Source organism: Streptococcus sp. W151 (assembly GCF_053010205.1).
In genome coordinates, this window is record NZ_JBRKNT010000002.1 from 93,139 (window position 1) to 106,187 (window position 13,049).

The 13,049-nt window shown below is 45.8% G+C and carries 11 protein-coding genes; 2 read left to right on the top strand and 9 right to left on the bottom strand.

Translation table 11 applies throughout. The features are described 5' to 3' along the window. Positions 1-13 precede the first annotated feature (13 nt). The 4 genes from rplM to rlmB all read right to left on the bottom strand — a co-directional run bounded on the left by rplM (position 14) and on the right by rlmB (position 2,735). Entirely contained in the window at positions 14-460 is a 447-nt protein-coding gene (gene rplM / locus ACVC7Q_RS05255) for a 50S ribosomal protein L13 (protein ID WP_002876943.1), read from the bottom strand. A gap of 152 nt (positions 461-612) precedes the next feature. Next, a complete protein-coding gene (locus ACVC7Q_RS05260) occupies positions 613-1,476 on the bottom strand; it encodes a DegV family protein (protein WP_447265095.1) in 864 nt (287 codons plus the stop codon). Further along, the gene (locus tag ACVC7Q_RS05265) at positions 1,476-1,988 is read right to left on the bottom strand and encodes an NYN domain-containing protein (RefSeq protein WP_014712893.1); all 513 of its coding nucleotides are present in this window, start codon (positions 1,986-1,988) and stop codon (positions 1,476-1,478) included. The genes ACVC7Q_RS05260 and ACVC7Q_RS05265 overlap by 1 nt, the downstream gene beginning before the upstream one ends. 18 nt (positions 1,989-2,006) lie before the next feature. Beyond that, positions 2,007-2,735 carry a 23S rRNA (guanosine(2251)-2'-O)-methyltransferase RlmB gene (gene rlmB / locus ACVC7Q_RS05270; RefSeq protein WP_447265096.1) on the bottom strand — a complete coding sequence of 243 codons (729 nt, stop codon included), beginning with the start codon at positions 2,733-2,735 and terminating at the stop codon, positions 2,007-2,009. A gap of 96 nt (positions 2,736-2,831) precedes the next feature. Here rlmB and ACVC7Q_RS05275 point away from each other — a divergent pair, with 96 nt between their 5' ends. Both ACVC7Q_RS05275 and ACVC7Q_RS05280 read left to right on the top strand, forming a co-directional pair. Continuing rightward, complete coding sequence (locus ACVC7Q_RS05275) at positions 2,832-3,794, top strand: aromatic acid exporter family protein (protein ID WP_447265217.1); 963 nt, start codon at positions 2,832-2,834, stop codon at positions 3,792-3,794. A 114-nt stretch (positions 3,795-3,908) separates the two neighbouring features. After that, positions 3,909-7,139, top strand: a complete 3,231-nt coding sequence (locus tag ACVC7Q_RS05280; protein WP_447265097.1) for an LPXTG-anchored zinc carboxypeptidase — start codon at positions 3,909-3,911, stop codon at positions 7,137-7,139. A 327-nt stretch (positions 7,140-7,466) separates the two neighbouring features. Here the strand turns inward: ACVC7Q_RS05280 and ACVC7Q_RS05285 are convergent, their stop codons facing one another. From ACVC7Q_RS05285 to cysS, 5 genes are all read right to left on the bottom strand, one after another. Further along, positions 7,467-9,134 carry an alpha-glucosidase gene (locus tag ACVC7Q_RS05285; protein ID WP_447265098.1) on the bottom strand — a complete coding sequence of 556 codons (1,668 nt, stop codon included), beginning with the start codon at positions 9,132-9,134 and terminating at the stop codon, positions 7,467-7,469. Between the two features lie 66 nt (positions 9,135-9,200). Then, entirely contained in the window at positions 9,201-10,331 is a 1,131-nt protein-coding gene (locus ACVC7Q_RS05290; RefSeq protein ID WP_023919456.1) for an ABC transporter ATP-binding protein, read from the bottom strand. A gap of 124 nt (positions 10,332-10,455) precedes the next feature. Beyond that, positions 10,456-11,316, bottom strand: a complete 861-nt coding sequence (locus ACVC7Q_RS05295; protein WP_447265099.1) for a helix-turn-helix domain-containing protein — start codon at positions 11,314-11,316, stop codon at positions 10,456-10,458. After that, positions 11,313-11,711: a Mini-ribonuclease 3 gene (locus tag ACVC7Q_RS05300; RefSeq protein ID WP_003010060.1), complete on the bottom strand. Its 399-nt coding sequence runs from the start codon at positions 11,709-11,711 to the stop codon at positions 11,313-11,315. The genes ACVC7Q_RS05295 and ACVC7Q_RS05300 overlap by 4 nt, the downstream gene beginning before the upstream one ends. Then, positions 11,704-13,047: a cysteine--tRNA ligase gene (gene cysS, locus ACVC7Q_RS05305; RefSeq protein ID WP_447265100.1), complete on the bottom strand. Its 1,344-nt coding sequence runs from the start codon at positions 13,045-13,047 to the stop codon at positions 11,704-11,706. Before cysS ends, ACVC7Q_RS05300 begins: the two co-directional genes overlap by 8 nt. Positions 13,048-13,049 lie beyond the last annotated feature (2 nt).

A 13,049-nucleotide genomic window follows, 5' to 3' on the forward strand; every position in this document is an offset into this window, starting at 1 on the left:
ATTGTTCCTTTCCTTAGATAAGTCCTGAAATATCAAGAACTTCTGGTTGTTGTGCAGCGTGAGTGTGCTCAGCTCCAACGAATACTTTCAATTTCATACCTTGAGCGCGACCAAGAGTATTGTGTGGAAGCATACCTTTAACTGATTTCTCGATCAAACGTACTGCATTTTTAGAACGAAGTTCACCAGCAGAGATTGATTTCAATCCACCTGGGTGGTTTGAGTGAGTGTAGTAGATCTTATCAGTTGCTTTTTTACCAGTCAATTTAACTTTTTCAGCATTGATAACGATTACGAAGTCACCTGTATCAGTGTGTGGTGTGAATGTTGGTTTGTTTTTTCCGCGAAGCACGCTAGCAACAACTGCTGAAAGGCGTCCAAGAGGTACATCAGTTGCGTCAACAACGTACCATTTACGTTCTACTTGGCCTGGTTTAGCCATGAATGTAGTTTTGTTCATGATTTCTCCTATATGAATGTCGTTTTTGTTTACAGGGCGGATGTTCCGGTCCGCGAGTTATTTGAAAGGTTCCGGGGCCTTACAAATGGGGTAAACAATACCGCCTACTATTGTATCAAAATTCTAAGATAAAAGTCAACCGATTTGGAAAATTATTTGCGATTTTCTTTTCCTATGACAAATCCGATCAAGGAATTTGGGCCGACGTGGGCAGAAATGACTGGCCCAAGGGGCATCACAAGAACTTCATCAATGCCATCAAGCGCAAGCATTTCTGCCTTCAACGCTTGGGCTCCTTCTAGATCGTTTGTATAAGAGACCAGGGCTGTGCTTTCACCGATATCGGCTTTGATCAGCTCCAATAATTCTCGGACGGCTTTTTTGCGTCCCCGAACCTTGCTAATAGGGACTAATTTTCCTTCTGAATCTATCCAGAGAATGGGCTTGATGCTGGCTAGACTTCCCATGATCGCCGCACTCTTTGAGAGGCGACCGCCACGCATGAGGTGGTAGAGATCATCGACGAGGAAATAGGTCCGCAGTTTTGGAGCCAGCGCCATGATCTCTTCTTTGGCTTCTGCTAATGAGTGTCCTGCATCACGCGCAGCTACTGCCCGCATGACTAGGTAGCCCTCTCCAATTCCCGCAGCCTTAGGATCGACAATCTCGATCACTGCTTCCGGGTAGTCTTCTAAAACAAGGTCTCGTGCCATGACTGCACTCTGATAGGTCCCTGATAAAACCGATGAAAAAGCCACATAAAGCAGGGGTCTTCCTTCTTTTGCAAAGTGCTTAAAGGTCTCCTGGAATTGGCCCACATTGACCTGACTAGTTGTCGGTTTGGCCCCATTTTTCATGGCTTCTAACAGCTCAGGGCTAGTCAATTGATCTTCGCCTACTGTCTGGTAAACCGTCCCATCTAACTCAATGGTCAAACCAAGGATGGTCACCTGTTGTTCCTTGGCCCAGTTTTGGTCCAAATCTGCGGTCGAATCTGTTAAAATGGCAAATGTCATTACTTGTCTCCCATCATTTCTTGTAATTGTCGCAATACTTGGTGATCGAGCGGTCGCATGGGTGGTTTTTGATCGTTGACCACTCGCTGCGCCTGATTGAGGTTTCCTTTGACGACTGCGACCCGTTTTTCTAACTCTCTCGCGGATACCCGAAGGGCTCCTTGAGCAAAGACAGTCCATTGTTCATTTAAGTCACTGGTCGCTACCGATACTTGGTGGAGGGGCGTATTGAGCTCTGCCGCCAAGCGCTCGATATAATCATCTGCCGTCTCATCTTCACCCGTAAAGACCACCTGAACATTGAACTCTTCATAGGTCTGCCGCACTCCTGGCATGTACTGGGCATCAAAGACACAGATGACTTCGATCCCTTCAAAGCTAGCATAATGGCTCAGTTTTTGCAGGAGGATGTTGCGCGCCGCATCGAGCTCACTTTTTTGAAAGAGCTGGCGAGTTTCCTGCCAAAAGGCAATCATATTATAGCCGTCAACCAATAAGATTTTTCGTTTCATATCATTGCCTTTCTAAGTTTATAGTCGGTTGCGAAAGACCTCATACATGAGGATGGCTGCTGCCACACTGGCATTGAGGCTTTGAACATGGCCATTCATGGGAATGGTGATCATCTCATCGACTTGCTTTTTGATATTGGTTAAGATCCCTTTTCCTTCATTGCCAATGATCAAGGCTAATTTACCAGCCGTATTCCACTGATGAGATGGCGTGCCGTTCATGTCGGTTCCAAAGATCCAGAAGCCCTCTTCCTTTAATTTGTCTAGAGTTTGACTGAGATTGGTCACACGCGCAATAGGAATATGTTCCACTGCTCCGGTAGAAGTTTTTGAAACCACCGGAGTTACCCCGACTGCCCGGTGCTTAGGAATGATGACCCCTGAGACATTGGTCGCATCAGCTGTCCGCAAGATGGACCCAAGATTGTGCGGATCTGTTAAGCCATCGAGAATCAACAACAGCGGGTTCTCTTCTTGGGCTGTCTGTTTCAGAATCGCTGCCAAGTCTGTGTAAGCAAAGGCTGCCACACGAAGAACGAAGCCTTGGTGAACAGCTCCTTCTGTCATTTCCTGCAGGGTTTTCTTTGGCGTCCAAGAAATCGACACCTTCTTTTCAGCTGCTAAGGCCTTGATCTTATCGACATTTTTCCCTCGGAGATCTTCTTGAATATATAATTTATTGCCTGTATTGGCTTGTAATGCCTCGGTGACTGCGTGGACACCGTATACGATATCGTTATTTTCCATAGAACTAGTATACCATAAGAAAGGAGGATGAGGCCAATTCATGATATAATGAATTGGAATCTATCTCGTCGAAACCAGCAAAATAGAAAGGAAGCCATGCCTCTTTTTCAACGAACCATCAAGCTCACCTTAGCCACCTGTTTGGCAGCTGCCCTTGCTTATGCTCTGGGCTTGACCTATGCCATCTCAGCTGGCGTCATTGCCATCTTGAGCATCTCTGATACACGGCGCAGTACCATCAAACAAGCCTATCAGCGCTTTATGTCGACCTTGCTAGCCCTTGCGATCGGAAGTCTCGCTTTTTCCTTTTTTGGATTCAACCTTTGGGCACTGGGCGTCTTTATCGCTCTCTATGTTCCATGTGCCTTTCTATTGGGTTGGCAGATCGGCATCACCCCTAGTACGGTCCTCGTCACCCATCTCTTGATTGAGCAGTCTACTTCCTGGGGGCTCTTGCTCAATGAACTTGCCCTCTTTTTAATTGGGACCAGCTTTGCCTTACTGGCCAATCTCTATATGCCCTCGAACCAGGTAGCGATCGATCACTACCATGATGTTGTCGAAGACCAACTAAAGAAGATTCTTGGTCGTTTTGCGGAATTACTTGGTAAAGGGGATGGTCGTAACGATGCCCGCTTGATCAAGGAGTTAGATGGTATCCTAAAGGACGCTTTAAATCTCGTCTATCTGGATCATTCCAACCACCTTTTTCATCAAACCAACTACCACATTCACTACTTCGAAATGCGCAAGCGTCAAAACGAGATCCTGCGGGATATGGCAGAAAACGTCAACCGCTGTCAGTTAGCAGCGAGTGAAAGTATGATCCTGGCTCAACTTTTTAAGAAGACTGCGCAACAGTTAAGTCAGGAAAATCCTGCCCAAGATCTTCTAGATGATATTACTCAGTATTTGGCGATCTTCCGCGAACGGCCTCTTCCCAAGACCCGGGAAGAATTCGAAACACGCGCCACCTTGCTCCAATTGTTAAGAGATTTAGAAACCTTCATTCAGGTCAAGGTTGATTTTTACCAACAATTTCATCAGGAGACAGAATAGATAAAGAAGCCCTTGCCAAATGCAAAGGCTTCTTTATTGCGGGAACTGTTGAAAACGCTTTCCTAAAATGGTATACTGGAACAGGAAAATAACTTTTTAAGGAGGGTCTTCTATATGAAGTCTTCATATAAGAAACATTTGTACACTACGACGCTCAGCCTCTCAGCTGCTGTCTTGCTTTCTGTCATCGGTCATGGTCAAGTATCAGCCGATAGCTTAGAAGCGCCTCAAACAGAACCAAGTACGGTCCTTGAAGCGGCACCCGCTACTGAGCAAGCTGTGACAGCTGAGACTGCCAGTCCTGCTACAGCTGAAAAAGGAGACACCGCAGCCCCTGCCACTTCTGCAGAAGCAGCAGCGACTTCTGATGTGGCTTCTACTACAGAAGTTGCTCAAGCCGCTAGTCCAAGCACCAACCGTGCTGCAACGACCGCTGACCAAGCGACACGATTGGCTGATAGCACCATTTATCTCTCTGAAAAGAGCACGATTGATGACAAAGTCCAAGAAAAAGCTCAAGCTGCTGGCAAGATCAACTGGACCTTGGACAACAAGCCTCTCTCTGAGTGGAAAACCTGGGATATGGAGACTGGAACCCTGAGCAAGGATCCATTCCTTACTATCACAGAGACTGCAAACGGCAATGATTTGGATCTCCATATGGAAGTGAAAGATCTCTTTGGTGAAGATCTTAGTCTTCGGAGCCCAAATAATATCCGCCGGACTTACCGCAACTACATCGGCAATCATGAGCTGGTCGGAACCAATGCAGACTTGGGTGTGACCATCAATAAAACTCTTGTTTTTCGACCTTACCAAGACTACCATACACATGAAGAGATGCTCGCTGCTATCGAAAAATCCAAGGAAGAAGCGAAACCCGATCGTTTGGTGCAGTTAGAAACCCTTGGTAAGAGCGCCCAAGGACGGGACATGAAGATGGGAATTGTGAGTAAGGACCAAGCCAGCATCGATCACTACCTGTCTAGCACCAATCCTACAGCTTTGACCAAACCAAGCGAAATGCTGGCTGCACTGAAGGACAAGACCTTGGATTACAAATTACCTGTCTTAGTCCACAACACCCACGCGGATGAACAGCCAGGGATCGACATCATCACAGGCCTCTTCAATACCTTTGCGACCAAGGAAAAGGTGACCTTTAACACCACAGATGAAGCTGGAAATGCTAAAACTGTCACGCTAGATATTCCAACCTTGCTCAATAAATTCATCTTCTTGTTTGACTTCACGGAAAACCCAGATGGAGATGCTCTCAACCTGCGGGCCCTAGCAAACGGGCTCGATCCAAACCGGGATGCCAGCTACCAAACCAACCCTGAAGTCCGCACCGTCATCCAAATGATCAACAAGTGGAATCCGATCGCTCTCTACGACTTACACGGTTTTGTAAAAGAATTCTTAATCGAACCTGCAACACCTCCACATGATCCGAACTTTGAATACGACCTCATGTCCAACCTCATGCTGGAAAATGCCCATCATATGGGACGGGCTGGAGTTGCCAATTCCAAATACGACAGCTACATCATTCCAAAACTGGATTGGGGAGATGGCTGGGATGATTCCTTCTCAGGTTATACAGGTGTCTATGCTGTCTATCACGGCATCTTGGGCCACACCATTGAAATACCAGAATCCAACCAAGAATCCTATAAGGCTGGACGCAATGCTGTCCTCGGCGGCATTGACTTCCTCAACCAAGATCCAGACAAACTCCTTGAGATGCGGCTCAACTTCTACCTGCGTGGTCTCAATAAAACGGAAGATCCAAAAGCTGAAAATGAACTGGTCGGCCCAAATGGGGAAATCGTTGGACGTGTGAAAAACGGTCGTCCAAAATTCTTCCCAGACTACTACGTCATCCCAATGAGCCTCGACAAAGACAACGATGCCCAAGAAGCTTTCAATATGATCGACTACTTCAAACGCAATGGTGTTCTCGTCAAAGAGCTCAAAGAAGATACAGGCAGCTACAAAAAAGGGGACTTGGTCATTGACATGGCCCAAGCCAAACGCGGCTATGCCAACCATATTCTCTATAAGGGCTCCAACGAATCTGCCTGGGCTGCGATGTACGCAGAGTTGCTGGTTAACTTCCCTGATATGAGAGGGTTCAAGTCCGAACCTGTCTTTGCGGATGGTCTTTTCAATGGAAAATTAGGCGAAGTCACCACTACCCGTGCGACTCGTACTTCTGAGATCGATCCAAAAGCTCCTTACTATGTGATCGCAAATACCTCAGCCAGTGCTGTTAAAGCTATCAACCAGGCCATTTCCCAAGGAAAATCTGTCTACCTAACAGATGATGGCTACATCGTTGACCGCGATACCTTTGCTTCGCTCCTACCAAACTATGCCATCTATGGTGATGCCCTCTACAAGGTACCAAGCGGGCCAACCTTGAAACCGATGAAGGTCTACTCTCCAAACTACCACTATAATTGGGCTGGAGTTGATGCGCCTGCTCATACCAGTCTAGTCCTTGAAAAATTAGGTTTCCAAATCGTCAATACTCCAGAAGAAGCGGATGTTGTTATTTTGGAAAGCAACCGCTTTGACGCTTCCATCTTTGGCAAGAAACCAACTCTCGTCATCGGCGGGGAAGCCATGCAAAAACTGGAAAAATTGGGAGTTCTTGCAGGATTTGACGCTGAAAAACTAAAAGGCGGTAGCGACTACGAAGGCTTGATGAAAGCGATCATCGATGATCAGGATCCATTGACCAGCGGATACAAGAAGAATACCCTCTTCTACTCCAACTCAGGAAACTGGATTGAAAAAGTTCCAAGCAACTTCAAGACCTTGATGAGCATCGCTTCAAGCGACTACTACATTGCTGGCTGGTGGCCAAAAAATGAAGTCCTAGCCAATAAGGTCATGGCCATCTCTGGAGAACTTCTGGGCCAACCACTCTTTGTATATGCCGGAAATCCAACCAATCGCCAACACCCTGTCCACTTCTTCCGCTGGGTAACCAACGCGATCTTTGGCAGCAAGTTGGCTAGCTTGATGGATTACGTTCCAGCTAAAGAACCAGACCAAGTGGTGGTTCCAATTCATAACCAAACAACCACTCCACAGCCAATCTTGACCAAGAAGGATACTCCTAAAGTTCTCCTTCCACAAAAAGAAACGACAACTGAAAATGGAGAAAGTGTGCAAGCCTTGACTTACCAAGTGGGACAAAGCTTCCAAGAAAGTCCATCCAAGACACAATTGCCACAAACTGGAGAAGACACAAGGGCGCACTTCATTCTTTCAAGCTTCTTGTTAGCCATTAGCGGAGGCTTCCTCCTCTTGAAAAAGAAAGAAGTTGAATAAGATTCAGCTTTAGACTTGGATGACATGAAAAGAACCTTCGCAGAAACGAAGGTTCTTTTTGGAGATAAAATATCTTTCAAAACTTTCCTTAGGTAAGTACGGACGTCAGCGAACTTCTTCGAAGTTCCATGACTTAGTTTTGGACCTAATGTTCCAAAACTCCCGAGTGCTTGAAACAATAATGTTTCAAGCACTTTTCTCACGGCGGAAAGTTTCAGTTTATACTTGACTGATTCTAAAGTATAGAAAACTTATATAAATTTCTCCAGAATATTTAATGAAAATACTATTCTACATTAAAGTCTAACACTGATGCAAAGTTTCTCCTTATTCCACCAATTCCAGCACGATGCTTTGGTAAGGGGCCAATTCTAATACCTGGTCTCCTTCTTGGAACAACCCAGCAGTATTATTTAAAACGAGCGTTTTAATCGGAGCTGGCAACTCCAAAGTGGCCTGGCGATTTTGGAAATTGCTGATTACCAAGAGGCGCTTGTCCCCACGGCGTTCGAAGGCGATGATATTCTCACGGTCCCGATAAGCTGGAATCATATCTCCAAACCGAATGGTATTTCCATAGAGGGGATGGCGATACAAGGCCGTCAGCTGACGGTAATAATTCAAAATAGAATCTGGATCTTTTTCCTGGTCTTCCACATTAATGGAATAATCTGGTTTAGGACTGATCAGCCAGGCTGGTCCATCGCTAAAGCCCAGGCCTGGCTCTCTTGTCCACTGCATCGGTGTCCGCGCATTGTCTCGGCTGTAGTTGGCAATCACTGCTAAGACTTCTTCCTCACTCAAACCAGCTTCTTTAGCAACGTGGTAGCCATTGATGGTCGCGATATCATCAAAGTCCTCCACTGATTCAAAGACTTGGTTTTCCATTCCAATTTCTTGGCCTTGATAGATAAACGGAATTCCCTTGCGCAAAACCTGAATAGTCCCCAGGGCTTTTTTACTGGTGTCGTTTACAGGACCTTCCGCGATATAGTGGGACACGCCACGAGGCTCATCATGGTTTTCAATGATGGTTGAGAGGACCCCAATACTATCTGCGCGCTCATGCGCTTGGAAAATACTTTCCTTGAGTTCATCTGCAGTTGGAAGAGCATGGTCAAACCAGCCTTTTCCTTCTTGACCCAGCATGGTTTGTTTGAAATCAAAGATCGATGAGAAAACGCCATCTTTTCCGATAAAGAAATGCAACTCTTCGTCGGTTTCATTGAACACTTCCCCTACTGTGAAGGCATTGTACTTGGTAAAGGTCCGCTCCTTTAACTCTTGCAAGAAAGGTTCAATCGATTGGGCATTCACTAGAGACTCCGGTACTGGGACCAAGCCATTTTCGCGATCAGACGGAAGCGAACGCCATTCTAGATCCTTTTTAATATTGATAATGGCATCGATCCGAAAGCCCGCAATCCCCTTGTCCAACCACCAGTTGATCATGGTGTAAATTTCTTCGCGAAGGGCAGGATTTTGCCAATTGAGGTCTGGCTGATCCTTGTGGAAAGAATGCAGATAGTATTTGTTAGTGCCAGGAACCGGTTCCCAGACACTGCCCCCAAAGTAACTTTCCCAGTTGTTGGGTTCCTTGTCGCTTTCGATGAAGTAAAAGTAGTCCGCATAGGGGCCATCAGGATCCGCTAAAGCCTTTTGGAACCACTCGTGATGACTGGAGCAATGGTTGACCACCAAGTCCATAATGATGGAAATGCCCCGCTTCTTACCTTCTGCAATCAACTCTTCCATATCTTCCATGGTCCCAAAGAGGGGATCAATGGCATAATAGTCTGAAATATCATATCCCTGGTCAATAAAAGGGCTCTTGTAAACAGGAGATAGCCAGAGAATATCAATCCCTAAGTCTTGAAGGTAATCGAGTTTCTCCGTGATGCCTTTCAAATCCCCAACACCATCGCCATTGCTATCCTTAAAGCTTTTTGGGTAGATCTGATAAGCAACTTTCCCCTTCCACCAGTCTTTTTCCATATTTTGTCTCCTTAAAATGAAAGAGACCGAGACAAATCGTCTCAGTCTCTATAGTGTCAGTAGGTATTAGTATACTGTTTTTTCAGTTTCTTTGTCGAAGAAGTGAGCTTTGTTCAAGTCAAATCCAAGTTCGATGGTTGCACCAGTTCCAAGGTAGTCACGCGCATCCACCTTAGCGATGAATTCGTTATCACCAACTTGGCAGTACAAGTGAGATTCAGAACCAAGCAACTCAGACACAGAGATCGTAGCTTTCACAACTGATTCTGGGAAAGTTTCAAGGAATGCAGCTTCTGTATTCACGTCTTCTGGACGAATACCAAAGATCAATTCTTTACCATCATAGCCTTTTTCACGAAGAACTTTCAAAGCACCTTCTGGAACTTTCAAATTCAATCCATTAGCAACGATGTGTCCACCTTCCAATTTTACGTTGATGAAGTTCATAGCTGGGCTTCCGATGAATCCTGCTACGAATTTGTTCACTGGGTTTTTGTATACTTCTTGAGGAGTACCGATTTGTTCAACACGTCCGATAGTACCAGTACCAGCAGGGTTTTTAGTAGCTGACATGATAACGATACGGTCAGCAAGTGTCATCGCTTCTGTTTGGTCGTGAGTTACATAGATCGTTGTAGCTCCGATACGACGGTGAATTTTCGCGATTTCAGCACGCATCGATACACGCAATTTGGCATCCAAGTTTGACAAAGGTTCGTCCATCAAGAATACTTTTGCATCACGGACAATGGCACGTCCCATGGCCACACGTTGACGTTGACCACCAGAAAGGTCAGCTGGTTTACGATCCAAGAATTCTTTCAAGCCAAGGATTTCAGCTGCTTCTTGTACACGTTTGTCGATATCTTCCTTGCTGTATTTACGCAATTTCAAACCAAAGGCCATGTTATCGTACACAGTCATGTGTGGGTAAAGAGCGTAGTTTTGGAATACCATGGCGATGTCACGGTCTTTAGGCGCTACGTTATTTACAACAGTACCATCGATGGAACATTCACCTTCTGTGATATCTTCAAGACCAGCGATCATACGAAGAGTCGTTGATTTACCACATCCTGAAGGACCTACGAAAACGATAAACTCTTTGTCTTTGATGTCCAAGTTGAAGTCTTCAACTGAGTAGTGTTCGCTGTTTGGATATTTTTTGTAAATATTTTTAAGATTTAATTCTACCATGATGGTACTCCTTTGATTTTTATAGTTCTATTGTAAATGAAAACGTTTTACAAATCTATGGCAAGTCTCACAAAAAAGAAAAAGAGTTTTGTGCAAGTTGCACAAAACTCTCGATTGATTCCGTTTAAATGACATCTTGCAAGACTAAATGGTAGCAAAGAGCCAGATCTGTCAGATTTTTCAACTGGAGACCCGTTAGCTCTTCCCACTTATCAATCTTGTATTGGAGCGAATTGCGATGGAGATAGAGTTGCTGGGCCGCCTTGGTCACAACTGCCCCATTTTCCCAAAGAGAGACAATGATGTCTTGCAATTGATCTTGACTTTCAATCAACTGATGCAAGCTTTCTTTGATCGGGGTAAGATCCAGGCCTGCCTGCTCGATTCCCCACAGATAGAGTTGAGAAAAGCGATAGACGCCTTGATGCCCTTCTCGGATCCAAGCTCGAAAAACTGCCTGTTCTGCTCGGATAACCGGAGCCACTTTCCCTTCTTTTGACTCGGTCCATACTTGCCCGACCAGGATAGATAAACGAATATTGAAGTCATATTCCATAGCAGAGACGGTATCTTTTAAGATATCGGCCACAGGCAAAGACTGGTCTTGGTCCAGAATGAGCACATAATCTTGTCCACTCAGTTGCAAGGTTGCTCGGAAGTTGGGCAAGAGTGTCTGCATCATCTCTAACCAAGAAGCCATCCCTTCCGCTGTTGAGTGCGAGAGGTGGCAATAGACGAGCTGCATTTTTTTGATGACCTGAGGGGCTTCTCCCTTTCCATCGATCAGGTATTGGTACCAAGGATTGGGGGCAACCTCTTCTTCACCACCCAACCAGGAAATCAATTGTTTTTCTCGCTCGGTTAACTCTTCTTCCTTCAGTAGCAGCCATTGATGAGCCTGAAGGGGTATCGCTACATAACCAGCTGGTGGATGGGCTTGATCCGCCACCTCTGCATGAGGAAACCACTCTCTGATATTTTTCACTGCTTTCTTCCTTCTTCTACTTGCTGGATGCACCAGTTGATCAATTCTTCTAAACGAGCAAGTTCACCCGTCATATGAAGATAGCCCATAACGGCTTCAAAGCCTGTCGACATACGATAAGTCACGACATCCGCATTTTTGGCCTTGGTATGGCTATTGGTATTGCGACCGCGCTTGTAGATCTCCAACTCTTTTTCTGTCAGAATTTCTTGCTCCAGCATGCTTTCGATCAAGCTAGCCTGAGCTCTAGCAGAGACGTAGCGGGTTGCAGTCTGGTGAAGCTTATTGGGCTTGGTCATCCCTTGAAAAATTAGGTGCCTGCGAATATACATGGAATAGACCGCATCCCCTTCAAAGGCAAGGGCGATCCCATTGATTAGATTGACATCAATCACGTGTCCACCTTACACCTTCTTTTGTATCCAAGAGCTTGATTCCTTGCGCAGCCAATTCATCGCGAATGGCATCTGCTCGCGCAAAATCTTTCTTAGCCCGCGCTTCCTGACGTTCAGCGATCAAGGCTTCAATATCCGCATCCAAAACTTCTTCAACAAAGACCACTCCAAAGACTTCTAACATCTTTGCCAAGGCATCCTTGACGTCTTGGTTGTAGTGACCTGAGTTGATCCATTTGGCCAATTCAAAGACAACGGTGATTCCGTTTGCGGCATTGATATCTTCATCCATGGCCGCAATAAACTTGTCCACAAAGTTTTGTAAGTCTGCTGAATCCACTTCTCCTGTGAACGGTTGCTCATAGGTATTTTTCAAATACTTGAGGTTGGTCTCCGCATCGCGCACCGCTTTTTCTGTGAAGTTAATCGGCTTGCGGTAGTGCTGGGTTGCAAAGAAGAAGCGAAGCACTTGGCCATCAATGGTCTTGAGGGCATCATGCACAGTGATAAAGTTGCCCAAGGACTTGGACATCTTGACATTGTCAATATTGACAAAGCCATTGTGCATCCAGTAGTTGGCAAAGGTTTGACCAGTTTTAGCCTCTGACTGGGCAATTTCATTGGTATGGTGCGGAAACTCAAGGTCAGCTCCACCACCGTGAATATCAATGGTATCGCCTAAAATCCCAGTTGACATGACCGAACACTCAATGTGCCAGCCAGGACGACCAGGTCCCCAAGGGCTTTCCCAAGAAACTTCACCCGGCTTCGCAGCTTTCCAGAGGGCAAAATCGACTGGATTTTCCTTGCGAGCTGTTTCCTCATCTGTCCGACCAGAAGCTCCTAGCTCTAGGTCTTCCAAAGTTTTATTGGCCAATTTGGCATAGTTGTGGGATTTTTCCACACGGAAATAGACATCGCCTTGGCTCTCATAGGCATAGCCTTTTTCGATCAAGTCGGTAACAAAGCGAATGATGTCATCCATAAACTCAACCACACGAGGGTGACGGGTTGCAGGCTTGACCCCCAAAGCCGTCACATCTTCACGAAAGGCCGCAATGTACTTATCCGCCACTTCCTGAGGCGTAATACCTTCTTCCTTGGCACGGTTGATGATCTTATCATCCACATCGGTAAAGTTGGAAATATAGGCAACTTCGTAGCCACGATACTCAAAGTAGCGACGAATCGTGTCAAAGGCTACCGTTGAACGGGCATTCCCAACGTGGATATAGTTGTAAACCGTTGGCCCACAGACATACATGCGGACCTTCCCTTCCTCGATGGGGACAAATTCTCGCAAATCACGAGACATGGTATCATAAATTTTTAACACGC